This is a genomic window from Crenobacter sp. CS_VA4, assembly GCF_055597485.1.
Map to the genome: position 1 here is coordinate 265,478 of NZ_JBVMAE010000002.1, position 22,200 is coordinate 287,677.

Sequence of the window (22,200 nt, forward strand, 5' to 3'; positions counted from 1 at the left end):
CCACAAGCAAACAGGCCGCTGATGCGGCCTATGTTTTTATCGGCGTTTCCTATCGCGGCTCACTGGCTACGGTTCGCCCGCCGATACGCCCACGGCGGCGTCGGCGCCGCATCCTGCCACAGCCCGCGCTGCGCCTGCCGCGCTTCGGCCTGCGCCGCCTCGTAGCGCTCGAAGTCGCGACCCAGCTGGCTCCTCTCGGCGTACTGCCGGTAGTGCCAGGCATAGCCGTCGGCCAGCTGCGCGAGGTTCACGTCTCTGTCACCCTGCCACACCCGACCGACGCTGCGGCCATAACGGTCCCGCTCGATCACGTCGACCCGCACCTCGCGCCCGTACACGCGCTCGGCCAACACCGCCTTGGCACGTTGGCCGAACGGCTGCGCCTTCTCCGGCGCGTCGATGAAGGCGAAGCGCACCTTGTGCTCGACCTGCACCGCGTCGAGCACGGTGATGGTATCGCCGTCGGCCACCGCCACCACCCGGCCGCTGATCTCGTCCGCTTGCCCCGCCGGCGCAAAATAGGCCAAGAGCGCGAGCAGCAACACCAGAGCCGCGGCGAGCTTGCGCGTCAGGCTCGCGGTCGAGAACAAGGTCAACACGGCATTGAGCTGGCGTCGGGAAACGCGCATGAAGCCTCCGGAGATAGGACAAAGAAAATCGGGAACGACGCGGCCATGAAAAAAGGCAGCCGGCTGGAATTCAGCGGACTGCCTCGTCTGGCGCTTGCGATCAGCCTTCGGCCGACTCGGCCGGGCGACGCTTCGGCTGCCAGAGCACGTCGGGTACACCCAGCTCGCGGTTGAGCCAGCGCGCCAGCACGAACAGCCCGTCAGACAGCCGGTTGAGGTACTGACGCGACGCCTCGGACACGGTCTCGAAACGGGCCAGCGCCACCACACTGCGCTCGGCGCGTCGACACACCGAACGCGCCTGGTGCGCCAGCGCCGCGGGGCGCGAACCGCCGGGCAGGATGAACTCCTTGAGCATCGGCAGATCGGCGTTAAGCTTGCCGAGCTGCTCCTCCAGCGCCAGTACATGCACCGCAGCCAGCGCACTGTAGCCGGGCACCGCCAGTTCGGAACCGAGGTCAAACAGATCGTGCTGCACTTCGGACAGCCAGTCGGCGATCTCCTGCGGCAACGGCTCGGTCAGCAACAGGCCGACTACCGAGTTGAGCTCGTCGACCTCGCCGAGCGCGGCTATCCGCGCCGAATCCTTGTCGACCCGGCTGCCGTCGCCGAGACCGGTCGTGCCATCGTCGCCGGTGCGGGTGACGATGCGTGACAAACGGTGGCCCATCAGCCGTTCTCCTTGTGACTGGCACGGCTGACGTCGGCGACGGCCTGGCGCAGGCTTTCGCGCAGCGTCTCGCCGAACATCATGTCGTAGTCGGTCTTGAGCTGACGCATCACGCCCTCCAGCAGCTGCTCGTTCTGCATCTTGATCGCGTCCTGCAGCCACAGCGACAGTTCGGCCTTCATCCGCGGCATGATCATCTGGTAGAGCGACTCGATCAGCACCGATTCGCCGACCACCGCCACCGACTTGCCGGCGGTCTCGGCCGGGCTCGCCGCCACTAGCGGGGCCACGGCCGGGAGCGGTTCGACCGCCTCCGCAACCGCCGGCGCCGGTTGAGTCACAGCATCTAGTGCCGGGGCTTCGTGCTGCACCACCGATGCCGTCGCCCAGTCACTCAGCGGAACGACCGCGGCTTCGGCGGCGGGCACGGTCGACTCGAACGGCAGCGCGACGTCGAGCGATGCGACGGCTGGCTCGGGCGATTCGGGCTCGTCCTCGACCGCCGGCAGCGCAACTTCCTCGGTGATCGACGGCGCAGCCACCGTTTCGACCTCCAGCGCATCGGCCAACGGCGACGCCGTCACGGCCACATCGGCGACCGACTCAGCCGCTTCGGCCGCGGGCGGATTGAGTTCGACGCCCCCGGGCCCGATGCCGGTCGCCGCACGCAAGGCGGCCAGCCGCTTCTCGATCGACGCCAGCATATCGCTGTTATCGAGCGCGGCCATGCCGCCGCCCAGCACGCCGCGCGGCAGCGCGTCGAGCGGGATCGCCTTCACCTCATTGGCCGGCTCGGCGGTCGGCCGCTCACTCTGCTCCACGCCGGAAGCCGTGGACAGCCGATCGAAGTGCGGCTCGAACGGTACTGCCGGCTCGACCTCGGCAAGCGAAGCCACCGGCGGCACGTCGGCTTCGGCCAACGTGGCCGGCTCGTCGCCGAGCAGCGGCAGGTCGTCGAACGGCAGCGGCGTCGCGGCTCGCGCCGGGTCGTCTTCTCCGTAGAGCTGGAAGTCGAGCGGGATGTCGAGTTCGAGCAGCGGCAACTCGTCCATCACCAGCGGTGGTGCCGGGTCGATGTGACGGTTGGTCGAAGCGGCCGGGGTGGCGCTGGCGACAGGCTCGGGAGCAAGGTCGGTCAGCACCGGGACGTCGATGCCGTCCCAGTTTTCCGCGTGAGAAAGAGGCGCAGTCATGATGACAATTGGCTCATGTCATGGTGTTCGATGGTAAACCCCAGCTCGCGGTAGCGGCGGAAGCGTTCGCGTGCCACCGCCAGTGCGGGCGCGTCCCGCCCGACGATTTCCAGTATCCGGCCAAAACGGTCGGGCGGTTCGGGGCAACTCGGGCCGAGGTTCAACAGCACCTCGGGCAGTTCTCCGGCCGGCAGTCGACTGCTCAGCCAAATCGGCGTTTCGGCCGCTTCGTCGGCCCCGGCTCGGCAGTGCGGCACGAACAAGGTGTCGCCCAGGCACCAGAGCCGGGTACTGAACGCGTCGACGGCGGCCTCGTCGGTCAGCCAGATGAACAGCCGTTCGCGCTTCTTGTAAACGGTCTGCACCAACCGGCAGGCGAAGGCCTGCGGGTCGGCGACATTGGTATAAAAATCAATCCGCGTCATCGTCGGCCAGTTCGCTCGCCTCACGACGCGGGCGGCCACGGCGTACGACGTTACCCAGGGCGATATCGGCACGATCCTGCAGGAACTGAACCAGCATCGGTACCGGACGGCCGGTGGCGCCCTTGTCCTTGCCGCTCCTCCAGGCAGTGCCGGCGATGTCGAGGTGCGCCCAGTCGAAGGCCTTGGCAAAGCGCGACAGGAAGCAGGCCGCGGTGATGCTGCCACCCGGACGTCCGCCGATGTTCTGCATGTCGGCGAACGGGCTCTTCAGCTGTTCCTGGTACTCGTCCCACAGCGGCATGTGCCAGGCCCGGTCGCCCACTTCTTCGCCGGCGGCGGACAACTCGCGCGCCAGGCTGTCCTGGTTGGCATAGAGGCCGGTGGCGATATGACCCAGCGCGATGATGCAGGCACCGGTCAGCGTCGCCACGTCGATCACCGTGACCGGGTTGAAGCGCTCGGCGTAGGTCAGCGCGTCGCACAGCACCATGCGGCCTTCGGCGTCGGTATTGAGGATTTCGATGGTCTGGCCGGACAGCGTGGTGACGATGTCGCCCGGCTTGTTGGCCCGACCGTTCGGCATGTTCTCGCAGGCCGGCACCAGCGCGATCAGGTTGAGCGGCAGCTTCATCTCGACCGCGGCGCGGAACGAGCCGAGCACGGTGGCGGCGCCGCACATATCGTACTTCATCTCGTCCATGCCCTCGCCCGGCTTCAGCGAGATGCCGCCCGAGTCGAAGGTGATGCCCTTGCCGACCAGTACCACCGGCCGCTCGTTCTTGTCCTTCGCGCCCCAGTACTTCAGTTCGATGAAGCGCGGCGGCTCGTCCGAGCCCTTCGACACCGACAGGAACGAGTCCATCTTGAGTTCGGCGATCGCTGCCTCGTCGAGCACGGTCGCCTCGGCGCCGAGCGCCAGCGCCATGTCCTTCGCCTGGTCGGCCAGGTAGCTCGGGGTGCAAACATTGCCCGGCAGATTGCCCAGATCCTTGGCGAACGCCATGCCGTGCCCGATCGCCAGGCCGCGCGCCAGGCCCGTCTCGCCGTCGGCCAGGTCGCTGCGGCGCGGTACCGCCAAGGTCAGCTTGCGCGGCTCCTTGGCCGGCTCCTTGCCCTGGGTCTTGAACTGGTCGAAGCGGTACATCGTGTCGAGCGTCACCACGGTGGCCTGCTCAATCATCCACTCGACGTCGTGCTTCTTGACGGTCAGCTCGGTCAGGTAGCTGACCGCTTCGTTGGCCGACGTCAGCGTCAGCGCCTTGATCGACGCGCGAATCGCCTCGCGGTATTCCTTAGCGCGGAACTCTCGCTCCTTGCCGAGGCCTACCAGCAGCACGCGGTCACACAGGCTGTGCGGCAGCGAATGCAAGAGCAGCGTGCTGCCGAGCTTGCCTTCCATATCACCGCGACGCAGCACGTCGCTGATGAAGCCATTGGCGGTCCGATCGAGCAAATCGGCCGCGAAAGACAGCTTGCGCGATTCGTAAACGCCCACAATAACGCAGGCAACGCGCTGCTTTTCCGGGCTACCGCTTTTTATGTTAAATTCCATCGTGAACTCCCGTGGGTGACGAGTGCCAGCTGCCTTCTGTCCAGACAGTTACATCGAGGCGCGGGTGGCGTTCGACGTCACGCCCTTCCGGTCAAGACAATCACGCCCTTACCGAGTTTTTTGCGTAAGGCGCTTCTGAAAATATATCAATTTCAATTATCACAACGCTTCCGCTAAAAAGTCAAAAAAGGCCCTGATTTATGGTTTTTCGCAAAAGCCTAAACCGCGAGCTCACGATGACCGCCATCGGCGTCTTCGTGGTCCTGCTGGCGATTTTGGTGACCACGCAGGCAATCAACCTGCTCGGCCGCGCCGCTCAGGGCAGCGTGGCCATCGAGGCGGTGGCAGCGCTGATCGGCTTCTGGTCGCTGGGGCTGTTTCCGTTGCTGCTGATCCTGACCGTTTTCATCAGCGTGCTGACCGTACTGACGCGCTATTGGCGCGAACACGAAATGTCGGTCTGGCTCTCGTCCGGTGTAGCGCTGACCGACTGGGTCTGGCCGGTGCTGCGCTTCACCATCCCGTTCGCTATCCTGATCGGCATCCTGTCGAGCCAGATCGGCCCGTGGGCCACCCAGCGCAGCAAGGAATATGCCGAGACGCTGAAACAGCGTGAAGAGCTGTCGGCGATCGCGCCGGGCGTGTTCAAGGAGTCGTCGTCCGCTAACCGGGTGTATTTCGTCGAGAGCTTTTCCGGCACCAGCGGTGCCGCCACCAACATCTTCGTGCAGGACACCGCCGAGGGCAAAGTCGCCACGGTGTTCGCCAAAACCGGCCATCTGGCGACCAACGGGCGCGGCGAACGGCTGCTGGTGCTGGAAAATGGCCGCCGCTACGCGGGCGAGCCAGGCCAGGCCAATTTCGAGGTGGCCGACTTCGAGCGGGTCACCGTGATCATCGGCGTCGCGCCGAAACTGATCGCACCGGTGACCGACTCGCAGACCCGGTCGATGCTGCAGCTCTTCCATAGCGCCGACCCGCACGACAAAGCCGAGCTGATGTGGCGGCTGTCGCTGCCGATCAGCGCGCTGATCCTGGCGCTGCTGGCGATCCCATTGTCCTACTTCAACCCGCGCAGCGGCCACACCTACAACCTGATGTTCGCGCTGGTCGCCTACCTGATCTACCAGAACGGCCTGACCCTCAGCCGCAACTGGATCGAGGACGGCCGGCTTGGCGCCTGGGGCCTGCTGCCGATGCACTTCTTCATGCTGCTAGCCGCGATCGCCCTGCTGCGCTACCGCAACCAGCCGGCCGGGCCGTTCTGGAGCACCCTCACCTCAGCCCTGAAAAGGACTGAACGTCCATGAAACTGATTCGTCGTTATCTGATCGCCCAACTTTCTTCGGCCACCCTGTTTGCGCTGATGGCGCTGTTGGGCTTGTACGCTTTCTTTGACGTGATCAAGGAAGTCGGCTCCCTCGGCAAGGGCAATTACGGCTTCGGCTCGATGCTCAGCTATGTGGCGCTATTGATGCCGGGTCACGCCTATGAGCTGATGCCGCTGGCGGTGCTGATCGGCGGCATGGTCGCCATGACCCAGCTCGCCACCCACAGCGAATACACCATCATCCGCACCAGCGGCATCTCGCTCGCCCAGATCGCCAACACCTTGGCGATCTTCGGGCTGATCTTTGCGGCGCTGACCGTGGTGATGGGCGAGTTCATCTCGCCGTTGGCCGAACAGAAGGCCGAGCGGATGCGTCTGCAGGCGACCCGGTCAATGGTGGCGCAGGACTTCCGCTCCGGCATCTGGGTGAAGGACAACAACCACCTGATCAACGTCGGCGAGATGTTGCCGGACAACACCCTGCTGTCGGTGCGCATCTACCAGTACGACGACAACTACCGGCTGGTGAAGAGCCAGCAGGCCGAGCGCGGCCACTACAACGGCAACGGCCACTGGACGTTGAGCAATCTGCGCGAGACCACCATCGAGCCCGATCGCACCATCGCCAAGCTCTATCCGAGCTTCGACTGGCGCTCGGTGATCCAGCCGGACATCCTCAACGTGCTGTTGGTGGTGCCGGAACAGATGTCGGCGCTTAACCTGGTGAAATACATCCAGCACCTGGAGGCGAACAAGCAGAAGACCCAGCGCTACGACATCGCGCTGTGGAGCAAGCTGTTCTACCCGCTCGCCTGCCTGTCGATGGCGCTGGTCGCGCTGGCCTTCACGCCGCGCCAGCGCCGCCACGGCCAGCTCGGGGTAAGGCTGTTCCTCGGCATCTGCCTGGGGATCGGTTTTCACTTCACCAACCGCCTGTTCGGCTTCCTCGGCCTGTTGTACGACTGGAATCCGATCATGTCCGCCACCTTGCCGACACTGACCTTCCTGTTGGCCGGCGTCGCGCTGATTGCCAAGCAGGAGCGCCGCTAGCATGAACCATGCCGCACCGTTCGACCTGACCCGCCAGTGGCGTACCCAGTTGGCCGAACGGCGCGCTGCGCTGTTCACCGCCTACGCCGAGCAACGCGACTCGCGCGCGCTGCTGCGCCAGCTCAGCCAGCTGGTCGACCAGACGCTGCGCTCGGTCTGGCAGAGCCTGCCGCTCGGCCAGCAGGCGGCGCTGATCGCGGTCGGTGGCTACGGCCGCGGCGAGCTGTTTCCGCATTCCGACATCGATCTGTTGATCCTGCTGCCCGAGCCGCTGCCGGCCGGGCTCGGCCCGACCATCGAGCAGTTCATCGGCCTGCTCTGGGACATCGGCCTGGAGGTCGGCCACAGCGTGCGCACCGTCGCCGACTGCCTGCGCGAGGCCGGCGCCGACATCACGGTCGAGACCACGTTGCTGGAAAACCGCCTGCTCGCCGGCAATGTCCCGCTGCACGAGGTGCTCAACCGAGAGTTATCGCTGCGCCGCGATGCGTTTTCCTTTCTCGAGGCCAAGCAGCTCGAACAGCAGCAGCGCCACAACCGCTACTTCGGCGTCGCCAACAATCTGGAGCCGAACGTCAAGGAAAGCCCGGGCGGCCTGCGCGACCTGCACACCATCCTGTGGATCAGCAAGGCGATCGGCCTGGGTGACAACTGGGACGCGCTAGTGCGGCGCGGCATCCTGACCGCCGCCGAGAGCCGGCTATTGCAGCACAGCGTGCGCCAGCTCGAGCGGCTGCGCATCGACCTGCACCTGGCCGCGCACCGCCGCGAAGACCGGCTGATCTTCGACCTGCAGCAGTCGGTCGCCGCGGTCTGGGGTCTCGTCGATGAGCCCGGCAAGCGCGCCAGCGAGCAGCTGATGCAGCTCTATTTCCGCGCCGCACGCACGGTGATCCAGCTCAACGGCATCCTGCTGCCCAATCTGCGCGGCCGGCTCTATTCGCCGGTGCCGCGCATCACGCAGACGCTTAACGAGCGCTTCTACAGCGTCAACGACATGCTGGCGATCAGCACGCCGGACACCTTCGAGCGCGAGCCGTCGGCGATCTTCGAGGCGTTCCTGCTGCTGCAGCGCCACCCCGAACTGACCGGCATCGCGCCGCGCGCGCTGCGGGCGCTGTGGCACGCTAGGAGCCGGATCAACGAACGGTTCCGCCGCAACCCGAAGAACCACGCGCTGTTCCTGCAAATGTTCCGCGAGCCGGGGCTGACCCGCAGCCTGCGCCGGATGAACCTGTACGGCGTGCTCGGCAAGTACCTGCCGGCGTTCGGCCGCATCGTCGGCCAGATGCAGCACGACCTGTTCCATGTCTACACCGTCGACGAACACATCCTGATGGTGGTGCGCAACCTGCGCCGCTTCGCGGTGCCGGCGTTCAACCACGAGTACCCGTTCCTCTCCAGGCTGATCAACGACTTCGATAAGCCGGAGCTGCTCTACTTCGCCGGCCTGTTCCACGACATCGCCAAGGGCCGCGGCGGCAACCATTCCGAGCTCGGCTGCGCCGACGCACGGCAGTTCTGCGAAAGTCACGGCCTGCCCGAGGAAGACACCGCGCTGGTCGAATGGCTGGTCGGCGAGCACCTGACCATGTCCGGCATCGCCCAAAAGGAAGACATCTACGACCCCGAGGTGGTACAGCGCTTCGCCGAGATCGTCGCGACGCCGCGCCGCCTGACCGCGCTGTATCTGTTGACCGTCGCCGACATCCGCGGCACCAGCCCGAAGGTGTGGAACGCCTGGAAGGGCAAGCTGCTCGAGGACCTCTACCACGCGACCCAGCGGGTGCTGCAACGTGGCGGCATCGATGTGGAGTCCGAACTGGAAGAGCGCAAGGCGCAGGCGCGCGCGATCCTGCGGCTGTTTGCGGTACCGGAAGGCGCCGAGGAAAAGCTCTGGAAAGAGCTCGACACGGTGTACTTCCTGCGCCACGAAGCCAAGGAGATCGCCTGGCACGCCCGGCTACTCAACCGCTTCGTCCATGTCGACGAGCCGATGGTGCGCGCCCGATTGGCCGAAGGCCACGAGGGCATTCAGGTACTGGTGTACGCGCACGACCGCCCCGAGCTGTTCGCGCGGATCTGCGCCTTCTTCGGCCGCACCCGCTACAGCATCGTCGACGCCAAGGTCTACACCAGCCGGCACGGCTACGCGCTCGACACCTTCCACGTGTTCATCCCCGAACATCACGACGGCGACTACCGCGACCTGATCAACTTCATCGAGTTCGAACTGAGCGCCGCGATCGAGGGCACCGGCCCGATCGCCCTGCCGCCGCCGGGCCGGATCAGCCGCCACCTGAAGCACTTCCCGATCCGCCCGCAGGTGCAGATCCGCCCCGACGACCGCGAAGACTTCTTCGTGCTGTCGATCGTTGCCGGCGACCAGCCGGGCCTGTTGGCGCAACTGACCAAGCTGCTGTCCGACTACCGGCTCAACGTCCATTCGGCCAAGATCATGACGCTCGGCGGCCGGGTGGAGGACTCGTTCCTGCTCTCCGGCGCCGGTCTGAAAGAGTCGAAAACGGTGTTGGCGCTCGAATCCGACCTGTTGCAGGTGCTGTCGGTCTGACCCTGTCCCGGCCACGAAAAAGCCCCGCACTCGCGGGGCTTGTCGTTTCGGCCGAGCGGATCGTTTACTGACCGAACAGACCGCTGATGGCGTCGATCTTGGCGACCAGCGCCGCGCCGCCCGGCAGCTGCTGCACTTCGGCGCGCAGGCTGACCAGTTGCGACTTGGCTGCATCGACACGCTCGAGCAGTTCGGTGAGATCCGTGGTGTGCTTCAGGTTGAAGGTGTCGGCTAGCGACAGATTTTCTGACATGGCAATTCCTCCCTGGTGGTTACAGCTTGGTTGTACCGGGCGCCGCTCCGGCCACGATTCCAGCAAGAAAGCGCGGCGGCGACGCCCGACAATGTCTTGACATAAAGATATGACAAAGCCCCGCTGTTGCGAAGCCCAGAGCGCGATTTTCCTGCCATTTCACCCAGATCTGGCACTGTCCACACACGCAAAAACCACACTGCCGACGATAGCTCGACCAAGCCTGCAAAAGCCCGGCAGTTCAGACACTAAAAAACCGGCCAACGGCCGGTTTGTTCACAGGGTTTGCGGACTCAACGCGCCAGGCTGCGCCGCTCGTACACCGCCTGTGCCAGGGTACCGAGGTCGACGTATTCCAGCTCGCCGCCGACCGGCAGACCGCGCGCGATCCGGGTCAGCTTGACGCCCTTGTCCTTCAACAATTCGCTGATCACGTGCGCGGTCGCCTCGCCTTCGGCGGTGAAGTTGGTGGCGATGATCACCTCTTCCACCGTACCGTCGAGCGCCCGGGTGATCAGCTTGGCGAGCGCCACATCGTTGGGGCCGATCCCCTCCATCGGCGAGATCCGTCCCATCAGCACGAAGTACAGCCCGTCGTAGCACTGCGATTGCTCGAGGTTGGCGAGGTCCGCCGGCATCTCGACCACCATCAGCACGTCCTGCTTGCGCTTCTCGTCGGCGCAGACATTGCACAGCGGCGTCTCGCTGAAGGTATTGCAGCGCTCGCAGTGGGTCAGGTTACTGAGCGCGCGATCGAGCGCGCGCGCCAGCTTCTCGGCCCCTGCCTTGTCGCGCTGCAGCAGGTGGTAGGCCATCCGTTGCGCCGATTTGGGGCCGACACCGGGCAGCACCTTGAGCGCAGAAATCAGTTGGTCGAGCGAGGGCGGGTTTTTCATGGGGAATCGGCGAAAGCGGAAAAATGGCGGCGCAGGCGGGCGTGGCGCCAGCGAAACACCGCCACGATCAACGGCCGGTAGACGCCGGCAAGCCAGGGCAAGCGCGGCACGAAACCGATCCGGTCGACCAGCTCAGTGCCGCCGTTCAGCGCCCGGACACGGCGTCGGTGCAACCAATGACGCTGCGTCAGCATGTTGGAGCGCTCGTCGAAGGCAAACGGCACGAGGCGGGCGATGAACAGGTCGTCATATTCGACCGGCACCACGCCGAACAGGCGCAGCCAGCAACGCCCGACCGCCAGATTGGCCGAAGCGCCAGCCGGCAAGGTCGCGGCCGGCAGCGACATGCTGATCCACGGGAGCAGCTCGTCGTTGATGCCGGCCGGTGTGGTGACCCGGGCCCAGACCACCTCGGGCGGTGCGGGCAGCCACAGCCGCAGCGTGAAGTGGCGGAACCGGGGCATCCGGATCAGAACGGCAGTTTCATGCCCGGCGGCAGGTTCAGGCCCTGGCTGAAGCCGGCCATTTTTTCCTGCGTGGTGGCCTCCACCTTGCGTACCGCGTCGTTCAGCGCGGCGGCGATCAGGTCTTCGAGCATTTCCTTGTCTTCGCCGGCGTCGGCGAGCAGGCTATCGTCGATGCTGACGCGCTTCACCGCGTGCTGGCAGTTCATCACCACCTTGACCATGCCGGCACCGGCCTGGCCTTCGACTTCGATGTTGCCCAGCTCTTCCTGGGCTTTCTTCATGTTTTCCTGCATTTGCTGGGCCTGCTTCATCAGGCCGGCGATGCCATTTTTGCCAAACATCGGTGTTACTCCTGGATAGGTTGAATGGTATCGGTCAACAACGTGGCGCCGAACTCGCGCTCCATCGCCTTGACCACGGGGTCCTGACGCAGCGAGGCCTCGGCGGCCACCAGCTGTTCTTCTTTATAACGTGCGCGCTGCATCGCCGGGGTGTCGCCGGCGTCGTCCTGCACCACCAGCTCGACCTGGATCTCGTCACCGAGGTGCTCGGACAGCACGCTACGCAGCTTCTCGACCCGGTCGCGGTTGGTCGCCGGGGTATTGGCGAAGCTCTTCGACACCGCGAAGGTCCAGTTCGCGCCGTCGCGTTGCAGCAGCACGGCGTTGAGCGCCAGCATCTGCGCGGCGCCCAACTGTGGTGCCAACTCCAGCGCCAGCGCGCCCCAGTCGTCGAACCCAGCGTCGGCCGGCGGGCGGCGGCGGGCGGCAACTTCAGCCGGCGCGGCCGAGGCGGCCGGCTCGGCCTGGCGTGGCTCGTCATACTGTACCGGCGCTGACACCGGCTCCCCCCACTCTTCGGGCGGCGGAGGTGGCGGTGGCGGCTCGTTGTCCGATGCCCACGGCAGATCGACCGGTTCGGCCGCTGCGACGGGAGCAGCCGGCTGCGGTGCCGGCGCGGGCTTGGGTGTCAGCACCGGTGCAGCCGGCCGCGCAGGCTCGGGTTCCGGATCGCGCGGCTCGGACGACCGTGCCGCACTCTGAGTCTCGTCGCGACCGCCGGCGCGGGCCAGCGCGGCACGCGCCGCGGCGGCGCCCTGGCCGGTCGCGGCCGGAGCGCTCGGCGCCGGGTTGACCGAAGAAGCCGGACGGGCAGCGGCGGCCGGCGCCGCTGGCGCTTCGCCCGCGTCCAGCGTCAGCGGCCGGAACGCCAGCATGCGCAGCAGCGTCATCGAAAAGCCGGAATGTTCGTCCGGCGCCAGCGGCAGGTCTTTGCGACCGTGCAGCGCGATCTGATAGTAAAGCTGGACGTCTTCCGGCGTCAGCGCCGCGGCCAGCGCCACGATCGCGTCACGCTCCGGCTCGTCGTCCGGCAGCGCCGCCGGCACGGTCTGGTAGAGCGCGATCTGCTGCAGCAATGCGGCGATCTCGGCCAAGGCGCTGTCGAAACCGATGCCGCGTTCGGCCAACGCTTCGGCCTCGGCGATCAGTTGCGCGCCCTCGCCCGCCGCCAGCGCGTCGAGCAGGGTGAACAGGTAACGACGGTCGACCGCGCCGAGCATCGCGCGCACCCCGCTCTCTTCGACCTTGCCGACGCCGTAGGCGATCGCCTGATCGAGCAGGCTCAAGGCGTCGCGCATCGAACCCGCGGCGGCACGGCCGAGCAAGGCCAGCGCCGGCGCTTCATACGGCAGCGCCTCGACGTCGAGCACGTGCGCCAGATGCGCGGCGACCTGCTGCGGCGTCATATTGCGCAGCGAAAACTGCAGGCAGCGGCTCAATACCGTGACCGGCACCTTCTGCGGGTCGGTGGTGGCGAGGATGAACTTCACGTGCGCCGGCGGCTCTTCCAGCGTCTTCAGCATCGCGTTGAAGGCGCTTTTCGACAGCATGTGCACTTCGTCGATGATGTAGACCTTGAAGCGCCCGGCGCTCGGCGCGTACTGGGCGTTCTCCAGCACTTCGCGGATATTGTCGATGCCGGTATTGGACGCCGCGTCGATCTCCAGCAGGTCGACGAAACGGCCGGCGTCGATCTGGGTGCAGGCGCTGCAGACGCCGCACGGCTCGGCGGTGACGCCGGTCTCGCAGTTGAGGCTCTTGGCGAGAATGCGCGCGATGGTGGTCTTGCCCACACCGCGGGTGCCGGTGAGCAGGTAGGCGTGATGCAGCCGGTTATCGGCCAGCGCGTTCGACAACGCTCGCACCACGTGCTCCTGGCCGACCAGGTCGGCGAAGCGCTTGGGACGCCACTTGCGGGCAAGTACTTGGTAACTCATGGCGGCGGATTCTACCTTATTGCGCTTGGCGCGGGGCGAACTGTTCGGCGTAGTAGCGCTCGCGGATCGCTTCGGCCAACTCCTCGGCGGCCTTGGCGTACAGGGTGCTGCGGTTGTAGCGGGTGATCACGTAGAAGTTGTTCAAACCGAGCCAGTAATCGGTCACCCCCGGCGAGGTCTCCAGCGGCACCAGCACCGCCTTCACGTCGTCGCGCACCGGTGCTTGCGGGGAGATGCCCATCTTCTTCAGTTCGCCCACCGTGTAGTGAAGGTTGAATTTGTCGGACACCAGCTTGTCGATCTGCGGGCCCGGCGTCACCTGCGCCGGCAGCAGGATGTCGTCGCCACCGATCCAGCCGAAGGTGGCGAAGTAATGCGCGACGCTGCCGATCGCGTCGCTGCGGTTGCTCCAGATGTCGCGATGGCCGCTGCCGTCGAAGTCGACCGCCCACTTGCGGTAGCTCGACGGCATGAACTGCGGCATGCCCATCGCGCCGGCGTAGCTGCCCTTGAACGACAGCGGGTTGGCGCGCTCCTCCTTGGCCAGCAGCAGGAATTCGGTCAGCTCGCCGCGGAAGTATTCGGCGCGGCGCGGGTAGTCGAAGCCGATCGTCGACAGCACATCGACCACGCGGAAGCTGCCCATATTGCTGCCGTAGCCGGTTTCGATGCCGATGATCGCGGCGATCATCTGCGGCGGCACCTTGTAGATCTGCTGGGCTTTTTCCAGCGCCGCCAGGTTGTCACGCCAGAACTTGGCGCCGCCGGCGATCAGCCGCTCGTTCACGTGGTTGGGGCGGAACTGGTACCACGGCCGCGAGGTGGACGGCTTGTCGAGGATCTTCAGGATGTTCGGTTTGGTTTCCACGTTGGCGAACACCGCCTCCAGCTCCGGCCGGTTGAACTGGCCGGTAGCCACCTGCTCGTCGATATAGCGCTGCACGTCCGGCCGCGCGAGAAACGCCGCGTCGGCCAGCGCGTGGCCGGCGAAAATCAGGCCGACAGCGGCCAGCAGGGTCTTGCTTCGGATCATGGAAAACTCCAGTGCTGGCGCGGGTCGGCCGAACGCCGTCCCGCGCCGGGTTCATTCGTGATGCGACAGCGCGCTGCTGATGAGGCGCGCCGTGATGTCCACGATCGGGATGACTTTCTCGTAGGCCATGCGGGTCGGGCCGACCACGCCCAGCGTGCCGACCACCTGGCCGTCGATAAGGTAAGGCGCGGTGACCACCGAGCAGTCGCCGAGCGTCATCACGCCCGACTCCTCGCCGATGAAGATGCGCACACCCTGCCCGCCGCGGCTCTGGTTCAACAGTTGCAGCAGCTCGGTCTTGTGCTCGAAGGTGGCGAACAGCTCGCGCAGCCGGGTCATGTCGTCGGACAGGTCGGTGACCTGCAACAGCTTCGCCTCGCCGCTGATCACCACCGCGTCGGCCGGGTCGGACTGCGCGCGCCGGCCCAGCTCGATCGCCGCAGCCATCAGCGAGGAGATGTCGCTCTGCAACTGGGCGAGTTCCGCCGTCATCCGTTCGGCGACGGTGGCGAGCCCGAGCCCGGCGTAATGGCTGTTGAGGAAGTTGGCTGCCAGGGTCAGCTCGGCGCTGCTGTAGTCGCGCTCGGGGGTCAATAGGTGGTTCTGCACGTCGCCGTCGAGCGTGACCAGGATCAGCAGGATGCGCTTTTCCGACAGCCGCAGGAACTCGATCTGACGAAACGCCGCGTCGGGCCGCTGCGGGGTCAGCACCACGCCGGCGAAGTGGGTCAGCTCGGAGAGCAAGGACGACGCGGCCTGCACCACTCGCTGCGGGCTGTCCGGGCGCAGGCCGGTTTCGAGCTGGCTCATCAGCGAGTCCTGCAAGGGGCCGATGGTCAGCAGGTTGTCGACGAACATGCGGTAACCGCGCGCGGTCGGCACCCGGCCGGCCGAGGTGTGCGGGCTGACGATCAGCCCCATCTCTTCCAGCTCGGCCATCACGTGGCGGATCGACGCCGACGACAGTTCGAGACCGGACAGCATCGACAGCGTGCGCGAGCCGACCGGCTGACCGTCGGCGATATAGCGTTCGATCAGCGTCTTGAGCAGGCGTTGGGCGCGGTCATTCAACATGGCTTTCATTCTGTCACAGCCCTCCTTACTTGCAAAAGTGGACGCAAAGCCGCGATTTCTCAAGCGCTGCGCCCATCCCATCCGCGGCAAAAATGCGGCGCGCCGATTTGTGCGATAATTCCGGCCAGTTTCCCGTAAGCGCCGCAGGCAAAACCTGCCCGAATCCAGGCCCGGCGGGCCTGCCGACCCGGCAGCGCCTCCCCCCGGACGGCAGTGCCGGCGGCCAAAACCCAAGACCCCCGTTTGGAGAAAGCATGGCGGACGATAAAAGCAAAGCGCTGAGTGCGGCCCTGGCCCAGATCGAAAAGCAGTTCGGTAAGGGCTCGATCATGCGCATGAGCGACAACCAGATCACCGAAAACCTGCAAGTGATCTCCACCGGCTCGCTCGGCCTCGACCTGGCTCTGGGCGTGGGCGGCTTGCCGCGCGGTCGCGTGGTGGAAATCTACGGCCCGGAATCGTCCGGTAAGACCACCCTGTGCCTGCAGGTGGTCGCCGAGGCGCAAAAGCTGGGCGGCACCTGCGCCTACATCGACGCGGAAAACGCGCTCGACCCACAGTACGCGCAGAAGCTCGGCGTGAAGGTCGACGAGATGCTGATCTCGCAGCCGGACACCGGTGAACAGGCGCTGGAAATCGCCGACATGCTGGTGCGTTCGGGCGGCGTCGACGTGATCGTGGTCGACTCGGTGGCGGCTCTGGTGCCGAAGGCCGAGATCGAAGGCGAGATGGGCGACAGCCACGTCGGCCTGCAGGCCCGCCTGATGAGCCAGGCGCTGCGCAAGCTGACCGGCAACATCAAGCGCACCAACACCCTGGTGATCTTCATCAACCAGATCCGCATGAAGATCGGCGTGATGTTCGGCAACCCGGAAACCACCACCGGCGGTAACGCGCTGAAGTTCTACGCCTCGGTCCGCCTCGACATCCGTCGTATCGGCGGCATCAAGAAGGGCGAGGAAGTGGTCGGCAACGAAACCCGCGTGAAAGTGGTGAAGAACAAGGTGTCGCCACCGTTCCGCCAGGCCACCTTCGACATCCTGTACGGCGAAGGCATCTCGCGCGAAGGCGAGATCATCGATATGGGTGTCGAGCACGCCTTCGTCGACAAGTCCGGCGCGTGGTACGCCTACAACGGCCAGAAGATCGGCCAGGGCAAGGACAACACCCGTCAGTGGCTGAAGGACAACTCGGCCATCGCCCGCGAGATCGAAGCCAAGGTCCGCGAGAAGGTCGGCGTCAGTCTCTCCATCACCGAAGGCACCCAGGACGAAACCGACGGCGTACTGGCCGACGACCTGTTGGCATGACCGGAAAGAGTCTGAGGGCGCGAGCCCTAGACTTGCTGTCGCGGCGCGAGTACTCGCGGGCCGAACTGGCCCGCAAGCTCGCGCCGCACGCCGAATCGGCCGCCGAATTGGATGCCCTGCTCGCCGACCTCGCCGAGCGCGGCTGGCAGTCCGACAGCCGCTTCGCCGAGCAATTTGCCCACGTTCGCACCCAGAAATACGGCGCACGCCGGGTAGCGCAGGAGCTACGGATGAAGGGCGTTGACGACGCCACCATCCGCGAGCTGGTACAGAGCGGTGATAACGAACTCGCCACCGCCCGCGCCCAGTGGCAGAAGAAATTCGGCAGCACGCCGAGTACCCTGCAGGAAAAAGCCAAGCAAATGCGCTTCCTCGCCGCACGGGGTTTTTCCGGCAGCGTGATCCGCCAGGTACTCGACACGGCCGGCGACGATGAGCTACCCGACGACGGCTTTGACGAGTGACAGGGCTTTCGGCCAACCCGGCCAGCCACCGCCATGTTGGCCGAAAACCTTGCCAGCCGTGGCGCCAGTTGCCACAATCGACAGGTTCCGGACTCACGAATCCAGTCCCGACGCCACCGCGTCGGGCTTTTGCATTGCGACACATCGACCATGAAAACCGCTGAAATTCGCCAGAAGTTTCTGCAGTACTTCGAAAGCAAGGGCCACCAGATCGTGGCCTCGAGCAGCCTGGTGCCAGGCAACGACCCGACACTGCTGTTCACCAACGCCGGCATGGTGCAGTTCAAGGACGTGTTCCTGGGCTTCGACAAGCGCCCGTACACCCGCGCCACCACCTCACAGAAATGCGTGCGCGCCGGCGGCAAGCACAACGACCTGGAAAACGTCGGCTACACCGCGCGTCACCACACTTTCTTCGAGATGCTGGGCAACTTCTCGTTCGGCGACTACTTCAAGCGCGACGCGATCGTCTTCGCGTGGGAGTTCCTCACCTCGCCACAGTGGCTGAATCTGCCGAAGGACAAGCTGATGGTCACGGTGTACGCCACCGATGACGAAGCCTTCAATATCTGGAACAAGGAAGTCGGCGTACCGGCCGAGAAGATCGTTCGCATCGGCGACAACAAGGGTGCAGCGTACGCCTCGGACAACTTCTGGCAAATGGGCGACACCGGCCCGTGCGGCCCGTGTACCGAGATCTTCTACGATCACGGCCCGGAAATCTGGGGCGGCCCTCCGGGCAGTCCGGAAGAAGACGGCGACCGCTTCATCGAAATCTGGAACAACGTGTTCATGCAGTTCAACCGCGACGAAACCGGCACGATGCACCCGCTGCCGAAGCCGTCGGTCGACACCGGCATGGGCCTTGAGCGCATCTCGGCCGTGCTGCAGCATGTACACGCCAACTACGAGATCGACCTGTTCCAGAACCTGTTGAAAGCCGCCGCCCGCGAAGTGGGCGTGCCGTTCAGCATGGACGTGCCGTCGTTGAAGGTGATCGCCGACCACATCCGCGCCTGCTCCTTCCTGATCGCCGACGGCGTGATGCCGAGCAACGACGGCCGCGGCTACGTGCTGCGCCGGATCATCCGCCGCGCCATCCGTCACGGCTACAAGCTCGGTCAGAAGGGCGTGTTCTTCCACAAGCTGGTGGCCGACCTGGTCGCCGAGATGGGCGACGCCTACCCGGAACTGCGCGAGCGCCAGGCAATCATCGAAGACGCGCTCAAGCAGGAAGAGATCAAGTTCGCCGAGACGCTCGACAAGGGCATGGTGCTCTTGGAGGCCGCGCTGGCGAAGGGCGAAAAGGTGCTCGACGGCAAGACCGCGTTCCAGCTCTACGACACCTACGGCTTCCCGCTCGACCTGACCGCCGACATCTGCCGCGAACGCGAGCTGACCATCGACCAGGCCGGCTTCGACGCCGCGATGGAAGCGCAGCGCGCACAGAGCCGCGCCGCGTCCACCTTCAAGATGACCGGCAACGTCGACTACCAGGGCGACGACACCTGCTTCAACGGCTACGGCAGCGTCAGCGTCGACGCGCGCATCCTCGCGCTCTACAAGGGCAACGAGCAGGTTGAGACCTTGGCCGAAGGCGACGAGGGCATCGTCGTGCTCGACAACACCGCGTTCTACGCCGAGGGCGGTGGTCAGGTCGGCGACACCGGCGAGATTTCGGTCGCCGGCGGCGTCAACGCGCTGTTCGACGTGACCGACACGCAGAAGATCAAGGCCGCGGTGTTCGGCCACAGCGGTCGCGTTGCCCGCGGCCAGCTCTCGGTCGGCGACACCGTGCAGGCCACCATCGACCTGCACAAGCGCCTGGCCACCGCGCGCAACCACTCGGCGACGCACCTGTTGCACGCCGCGCTGCGCCATGTGCTCGGCGAACACGTCGCGCAGAAGGGCTCACTGGTCAACTTCGAGCGCACCCGCTTCGACTTCGCCCACACCGGCCCGGTGACCGACGTCGAGATCGCCGAGATCGAGCGCGTGGTCAACCACGTGATCGCCGCCAACTACGAGGTATCGGCGCGCCTGATGCCGTACGACGACGCGATCCGCGCCGGCGCGATGGCACTGTTCGGCGAGAAGTATGGCGACGAAGTGCGCGTCTTGAAGATGGGCGACTTCTCCACCGAACTGTGCGGCGGCACCCACGTGTCGCGCACCGGTGACATCGGCTTCTTCAAGATCGCCGCCGAGGGTGGCGTCGCCGCCGGCGTGCGCCGGATCGAGGCGGTGACCGGCGCCGGCGCACTGGCCTGGGTGCAGAACCAGGAGAACGAGCTGCGCGACGCCGCATCGCTGATCCAGGCGCAGCCGGGCGAACTGGTCAGCAAGTTGACCCGCCAGCAGGAACAGCTGAAGGCGCTCGAGAAGGAAATCGCTACGCTGAAGAACCAGATGGCGTTCACCAAGCTCGACGAGCTGATCGCCACCGCGGTGTTCGACAAGGGCGACTTCAAGCTGATCACCGCCGAGCTGGGCGGCGTCGACGCCGCCACGCTGCGCACCATGTCCGACAGGCTGCGCGATCGTCTCGGCAGCTCGGTGGTGGTGCTCGGCTCGGTGATCGAGGGCAAGGTGGCGCTGCTCGCCAGCGTCAGCAAGGAGCTGACCGGCCGCATCAAGGCCGGCGAGCTGGTCAACCACGTCGCCCAGCAGGTAGGCGGCAAGGGCGGTGGCCGTCCGGACATGGCCCAGGCCGGCGGCACCCAGCCGGAACACCTGCACCTGGCGCTCGCCAGCGTCGAGGCCTGGGTCGACGCCAAGTAAGCCGCGCCGCGTCAGTCAACAACCGCGCTCCCGCTTCGGCGGCAGCGCGGTTTTTTCATGGCTGGGAACGTCTAAAGGTTGGCCGAACGGTGGAATGCGCGGCTCAGTCCGGCCCCACCGCGATGATCGACCGCGCCGCATCGGCAAACGCCTCGATCATCTGCGCGGCGCTGTCGCCGACGGCCTTGCCGCGCACCGTCAACGCGCAGATTTCCAGGCCGATCGCCGGCTGCAGCGGCCGGGCGGCGATGCCGGTGCTGCCGGCCAGACTGGCGGTAAACGGGTCGACCAGCGCCAAGCCGCCGCCGGCCGCCACCAGCTCGCGGGCGATCTGGAAGGTCTGCACGCAGGTGGAGATCGCCGGCGTCACGCCGTGTTGTGCACAGGCGTCGGCGAACTGCCGGCCGATAGGGTCGGATTCGGGGAAGCCTATCGTCGGCGCGCCGTCGAACTCGGCGATAGCCAGTGGTTCGGCCAACGTTGCCGCCGGCCAGTAGCCCGGCGGCGCGATCGCCACCATCTCGGCGCGTGCCAGCACCCGGCTGTCAACGCCGGGATGATCGGGCGGCTGCATGGTGAAGCCGACGTCGGCCTCGCGCATCAACAGCGCCTCGACGATCTCACGGGTGTGCTGGGTGGCCAGATCGCACAGCGTGTGCGGATGCCTGCGTCGCCACTGGCCGAGCGCCTGCGGCATCACGCCGACCGCCAGCGCCGGCGTCGCCACCACCTTCACCCGCTCGGCCACCCCGCCGCGCAGATTGGCCGCCAGCCGCCGGATCGCCTGGACGTTGACGTTGAGTTTTTCTACCTCGGCGTACAGCTCGGCCGCCTCCGGCGTCGGGTAGAGCTTGCCCTTCACCCGCTCGAACAACCGAAAGCCCAGCTGCTGCTCGGCCTGCTGCAGCGCCTTGGTCACCGCCGGCTGCGACACATGCAGCCACTGCGCGGCGGCGCTGATCGAGCCGGCCTGCATCACCACGCCGAAGATCTCGATATGGCGCAGCCTCATGCCCGATCCACACCGCCCTCGACGGGCAGCAGGTGCTCGGTCAGCGCCACCCAGAACGCCGCGCCGACCAGCACATTGTCGTCGTTGAAATCGTACTGAGGGTTGTGCAGCAGGCAACCGCCCTCGCCCGCGCCGTTGCCGATGTAGACGTAGCAGCCCGGCACCGCCTGCAGCATATAGGCGAAGTCCTCGGCGCCCATGCTCGGCGGCTTGTCGAGGATCAGGTGCTCGTCGCCGACCAGGCGGCGCGCCACCTCGCGGCAGTAGCCGGCCTCGCGCTCGTGGTTGATCGTCGACGGGTAACCGCGCTGCAGCCGCACCACCGCGCGCGCGCCGTGCGCGGCGGCGGTCTGCTCGACCAGGAGCGGCAGCCGCCGCTCCAGCACCTCGCGCACCGCCGGGCTGAAGTAGCGCATCGTGCCGGACAGCGTGGCGCGCTGCGGCACCACATTGTGCACCGTGCCGGCCTGCAAGGTGCCGACCGTCACCACCGCCGACTCGAGCGGGTCGATGCTGCGGCTGACGATGGTCTGCAGCGCCAGCACCACGTGCGAGGCGATCACGATCGGGTCGACGCCCTTGTGCGGACGCGCCGCGTGCGTGCCAACGCCGATGATGTCGATGTCGAAGCGCACCGTGCCGGCCATCACCGGGCCGACGCGCACCGCCAGGGCGCCCTGCTCCATGTCAGGCTGGTTGTGCATCGCGTAGATGCCGTCGACCGGGAAACGCTCGAACAGGCCGTCGGCGATCATCCGCTCGGCGCCGGCGTCCTTTTCCTCGTCGGGCTGGAACACGAACTGCACGGTACCGTCGAAAGCGCGGGTCTGGGCCAGGTAGCGCGCCGCCAGCAGCAGCATCGCGGTATGGCCGTCGTGGCCGCAGGCGTGCATCACCCCGGCGTGCTGCGAGGCGTACGGCTTGTCGGTTTCTTCCTGGATCGGCAGCGCGTCCATGTCGGCGCGCAGACCAATGCGGCGCGTGCCGCTGCCGGCGCGCAGCGTGCCGACGAGACCCGTACCGCCGATGCCGCGGGTCACGGCTATGCCCCAGGCGGTCAAGAGCTCGGCGACGCGGTCGCTGGTGCGGAATTCCACCTGCGACAGCTCCGGGTACTGGTGCAGTTCGCGCCGGAACGCGATCAGCTCGGGCGCAAACGGCCGCAGCGCGTCGAACAGCGGGTGGGGTGAAGGGGAAATGTGATCCATGGT

At 66.2% G+C, this 22,200-nt stretch carries 20 protein-coding genes; 6 read left to right on the top strand and 14 right to left on the bottom strand.

What is annotated here, in order from left to right:
* Positions 1-59: 59 nt before the first annotated feature.
* The 5 genes from ACZ2IA_RS03080 to ACZ2IA_RS03100 form a co-directional block, all read right to left on the bottom strand.
* Positions 60-629, bottom strand: a complete 570-nt coding sequence (locus tag ACZ2IA_RS03080) for a thermonuclease family protein (RefSeq protein WP_470291099.1) — start codon at positions 627-629, stop codon at positions 60-62.
* Between the two features lie 100 nt (positions 630-729).
* A complete protein-coding gene (locus ACZ2IA_RS03085) occupies positions 730-1,299 on the bottom strand; it encodes a cob(I)yrinic acid a,c-diamide adenosyltransferase (protein ID WP_470291100.1) in 570 nt (189 codons plus the stop codon).
* Positions 1,299-2,492, bottom strand: coding sequence for a hypothetical protein (locus ACZ2IA_RS03090; RefSeq protein WP_470291101.1), 1,194 nt, complete (start codon positions 2,490-2,492; stop codon positions 1,299-1,301). The genes ACZ2IA_RS03085 and ACZ2IA_RS03090 overlap by 1 nt, the downstream gene beginning before the upstream one ends.
* Positions 2,489-2,917, bottom strand: a complete 429-nt coding sequence (locus ACZ2IA_RS03095) for a DNA polymerase III subunit chi (protein WP_470291102.1) — start codon at positions 2,915-2,917, stop codon at positions 2,489-2,491. The genes ACZ2IA_RS03090 and ACZ2IA_RS03095 overlap by 4 nt, the downstream gene beginning before the upstream one ends.
* Positions 2,904-4,469: a leucyl aminopeptidase gene (locus ACZ2IA_RS03100; RefSeq protein ID WP_470291103.1), complete on the bottom strand. Its 1,566-nt coding sequence runs from the start codon at positions 4,467-4,469 to the stop codon at positions 2,904-2,906. Before ACZ2IA_RS03100 ends, ACZ2IA_RS03095 begins: the two co-directional genes overlap by 14 nt.
* Before the next feature lie 200 nt (positions 4,470-4,669).
* Here ACZ2IA_RS03100 and lptF point away from each other — a divergent pair, with 200 nt between their 5' ends.
* Genes lptF through ACZ2IA_RS03115 form a run of 3 tightly spaced genes read left to right on the top strand, consistent with a single transcriptional unit; the run spans position 4,670 to position 9,421 of the window.
* Positions 4,670-5,779: an LPS export ABC transporter permease LptF gene (gene lptF / locus ACZ2IA_RS03105; RefSeq protein WP_470291104.1), complete on the top strand. Its 1,110-nt coding sequence runs from the start codon at positions 4,670-4,672 to the stop codon at positions 5,777-5,779.
* Entirely contained in the window at positions 5,776-6,849 is a 1,074-nt protein-coding gene (gene lptG, locus ACZ2IA_RS03110; RefSeq protein WP_470291105.1) for an LPS export ABC transporter permease LptG, read from the top strand. The genes lptF and lptG overlap by 4 nt, the downstream gene beginning before the upstream one ends.
* A 1-nt stretch (position 6,850) precedes the next feature.
* Positions 6,851-9,421 (top strand): [protein-PII] uridylyltransferase, encoded by a 2,571-nt coding sequence (locus ACZ2IA_RS03115; protein ID WP_470291106.1) that lies wholly within the window; start codon positions 6,851-6,853, stop codon positions 9,419-9,421.
* Between the two features lie 64 nt (positions 9,422-9,485).
* On the opposite strand, the gene ACZ2IA_RS03120 is transcribed toward ACZ2IA_RS03115, so the two are convergent.
* The 7 genes from ACZ2IA_RS03120 to hrcA form a co-directional block, all read right to left on the bottom strand.
* The gene (locus ACZ2IA_RS03120) at positions 9,486-9,674 is read right to left on the bottom strand and encodes a hypothetical protein (RefSeq protein ID WP_470291107.1); all 189 of its coding nucleotides are present in this window, start codon (positions 9,672-9,674) and stop codon (positions 9,486-9,488) included.
* Between the two features lie 293 nt (positions 9,675-9,967).
* Positions 9,968-10,570, bottom strand: coding sequence for a recombination mediator RecR (gene recR, locus ACZ2IA_RS03125; RefSeq protein WP_470291108.1), 603 nt, complete (start codon positions 10,568-10,570; stop codon positions 9,968-9,970).
* Positions 10,567-11,034: an Rv1443c family protein gene (locus ACZ2IA_RS03130; RefSeq protein WP_470291109.1), complete on the bottom strand. Its 468-nt coding sequence runs from the start codon at positions 11,032-11,034 to the stop codon at positions 10,567-10,569. Before ACZ2IA_RS03130 ends, recR begins: the two co-directional genes overlap by 4 nt.
* A gap of 5 nt (positions 11,035-11,039) precedes the next feature.
* Positions 11,040-11,378, bottom strand: coding sequence for a YbaB/EbfC family nucleoid-associated protein (locus ACZ2IA_RS03135; protein ID WP_470291110.1), 339 nt, complete (start codon positions 11,376-11,378; stop codon positions 11,040-11,042).
* 5 nt (positions 11,379-11,383) lie between these two features.
* Positions 11,384-13,315: a DNA polymerase III subunit gamma/tau gene (gene dnaX, locus ACZ2IA_RS03140; protein WP_470291111.1), complete on the bottom strand. Its 1,932-nt coding sequence runs from the start codon at positions 13,313-13,315 to the stop codon at positions 11,384-11,386.
* Between the two features lie 16 nt (positions 13,316-13,331).
* Positions 13,332-14,348, bottom strand: a complete 1,017-nt coding sequence (gene mltB, locus ACZ2IA_RS03145; protein ID WP_470291112.1) for a lytic murein transglycosylase B — start codon at positions 14,346-14,348, stop codon at positions 13,332-13,334.
* Positions 14,349-14,399: 51 nt separating this feature from the next.
* The gene (hrcA, locus tag ACZ2IA_RS03150; RefSeq protein ID WP_470291113.1) at positions 14,400-15,431 is read right to left on the bottom strand and encodes a heat-inducible transcriptional repressor HrcA; all 1,032 of its coding nucleotides are present in this window, start codon (positions 15,429-15,431) and stop codon (positions 14,400-14,402) included.
* A gap of 245 nt (positions 15,432-15,676) precedes the next feature.
* Here hrcA and recA point away from each other — a divergent pair, with 245 nt between their 5' ends.
* From recA to alaS, 3 genes are all read left to right on the top strand, one after another.
* The gene (gene recA / locus ACZ2IA_RS03155; protein ID WP_470291114.1) at positions 15,677-16,732 is read left to right on the top strand and encodes a recombinase RecA; all 1,056 of its coding nucleotides are present in this window, start codon (positions 15,677-15,679) and stop codon (positions 16,730-16,732) included.
* Positions 16,729-17,196 carry a recombination regulator RecX gene (recX, locus tag ACZ2IA_RS03160; protein WP_470291115.1) on the top strand — a complete coding sequence of 156 codons (468 nt, stop codon included), beginning with the start codon at positions 16,729-16,731 and terminating at the stop codon, positions 17,194-17,196. The genes recA and recX overlap by 4 nt, the downstream gene beginning before the upstream one ends.
* Positions 17,197-17,346: 150 nt before the next feature.
* A complete protein-coding gene (gene alaS, locus ACZ2IA_RS03165) occupies positions 17,347-19,977 on the top strand; it encodes an alanine--tRNA ligase (RefSeq protein ID WP_470291116.1) in 2,631 nt (876 codons plus the stop codon).
* Between the two features lie 103 nt (positions 19,978-20,080).
* Here the strand turns inward: alaS and ACZ2IA_RS03170 are convergent, their stop codons facing one another.
* Complete coding sequence (locus ACZ2IA_RS03170) at positions 20,081-20,989, bottom strand: LysR family transcriptional regulator (protein WP_470291117.1); 909 nt, start codon at positions 20,987-20,989, stop codon at positions 20,081-20,083.
* Positions 20,986-22,197, bottom strand: coding sequence for a M20 aminoacylase family protein (locus ACZ2IA_RS03175; RefSeq protein WP_470291118.1), 1,212 nt, complete (start codon positions 22,195-22,197; stop codon positions 20,986-20,988). Before ACZ2IA_RS03175 ends, ACZ2IA_RS03170 begins: the two co-directional genes overlap by 4 nt.
* Positions 22,198-22,200 lie beyond the last annotated feature (3 nt).

Excerpts from the sequence above, each read along its gene's own strand:
- ACZ2IA_RS03080 (WP_470291099.1), bottom strand. The coding sequence starts at position 629 with ATGCGCGTTTCCCGACGCCAGCTCAATGCCGTGTTGACCTTGTTCTCG.
- ACZ2IA_RS03085 (WP_470291100.1), bottom strand. The coding sequence starts at position 1,299 with ATGGGCCACCGTTTGTCACGCATCGTCACCCGCACCGGCGACGATGGC.
- ACZ2IA_RS03090 (WP_470291101.1), bottom strand. The coding sequence starts at position 2,492 with ATGACTGCGCCTCTTTCTCACGCGGAAAACTGGGACGGCATCGACGTC.
- ACZ2IA_RS03095 (WP_470291102.1), bottom strand. The coding sequence starts at position 2,917 with ATGACGCGGATTGATTTTTATACCAATGTCGCCGACCCGCAGGCCTTC.
- ACZ2IA_RS03100 (WP_470291103.1), bottom strand. The coding sequence starts at position 4,469 with ATGGAATTTAACATAAAAAGCGGTAGCCCGGAAAAGCAGCGCGTTGCC.
- lptF (WP_470291104.1), top strand. The coding sequence starts at position 4,670 with ATGGTTTTTCGCAAAAGCCTAAACCGCGAGCTCACGATGACCGCCATC.
- lptG (WP_470291105.1), top strand. The coding sequence starts at position 5,776 with ATGAAACTGATTCGTCGTTATCTGATCGCCCAACTTTCTTCGGCCACC.
- ACZ2IA_RS03115 (WP_470291106.1), top strand. The coding sequence starts at position 6,851 with ATGAACCATGCCGCACCGTTCGACCTGACCCGCCAGTGGCGTACCCAG.
- ACZ2IA_RS03120 (WP_470291107.1), bottom strand. The coding sequence starts at position 9,674 with ATGTCAGAAAATCTGTCGCTAGCCGACACCTTCAACCTGAAGCACACC.
- recR (WP_470291108.1), bottom strand. The coding sequence starts at position 10,570 with ATGAAAAACCCGCCCTCGCTCGACCAACTGATTTCTGCGCTCAAGGTG.
- ACZ2IA_RS03130 (WP_470291109.1), bottom strand. The coding sequence starts at position 11,034 with ATGCCCCGGTTCCGCCACTTCACGCTGCGGCTGTGGCTGCCCGCACCG.
- ACZ2IA_RS03135 (WP_470291110.1), bottom strand. The coding sequence starts at position 11,378 with ATGTTTGGCAAAAATGGCATCGCCGGCCTGATGAAGCAGGCCCAGCAA.
- dnaX (WP_470291111.1), bottom strand. The coding sequence starts at position 13,315 with ATGAGTTACCAAGTACTTGCCCGCAAGTGGCGTCCCAAGCGCTTCGCC.
- mltB (WP_470291112.1), bottom strand. The coding sequence starts at position 14,348 with ATGATCCGAAGCAAGACCCTGCTGGCCGCTGTCGGCCTGATTTTCGCC.
- hrcA (WP_470291113.1), bottom strand. The coding sequence starts at position 15,431 with ATGAAAGCCATGTTGAATGACCGCGCCCAACGCCTGCTCAAGACGCTG.
- recA (WP_470291114.1), top strand. The coding sequence starts at position 15,677 with ATGGCGGACGATAAAAGCAAAGCGCTGAGTGCGGCCCTGGCCCAGATC.
- recX (WP_470291115.1), top strand. The coding sequence starts at position 16,729 with ATGACCGGAAAGAGTCTGAGGGCGCGAGCCCTAGACTTGCTGTCGCGG.
- alaS (WP_470291116.1), top strand. The coding sequence starts at position 17,347 with ATGAAAACCGCTGAAATTCGCCAGAAGTTTCTGCAGTACTTCGAAAGC.
- ACZ2IA_RS03170 (WP_470291117.1), bottom strand. The coding sequence starts at position 20,989 with ATGAGGCTGCGCCATATCGAGATCTTCGGCGTGGTGATGCAGGCCGGC.
- ACZ2IA_RS03175 (WP_470291118.1), bottom strand. The coding sequence starts at position 22,197 with ATGGATCACATTTCCCCTTCACCCCACCCGCTGTTCGACGCGCTGCGG.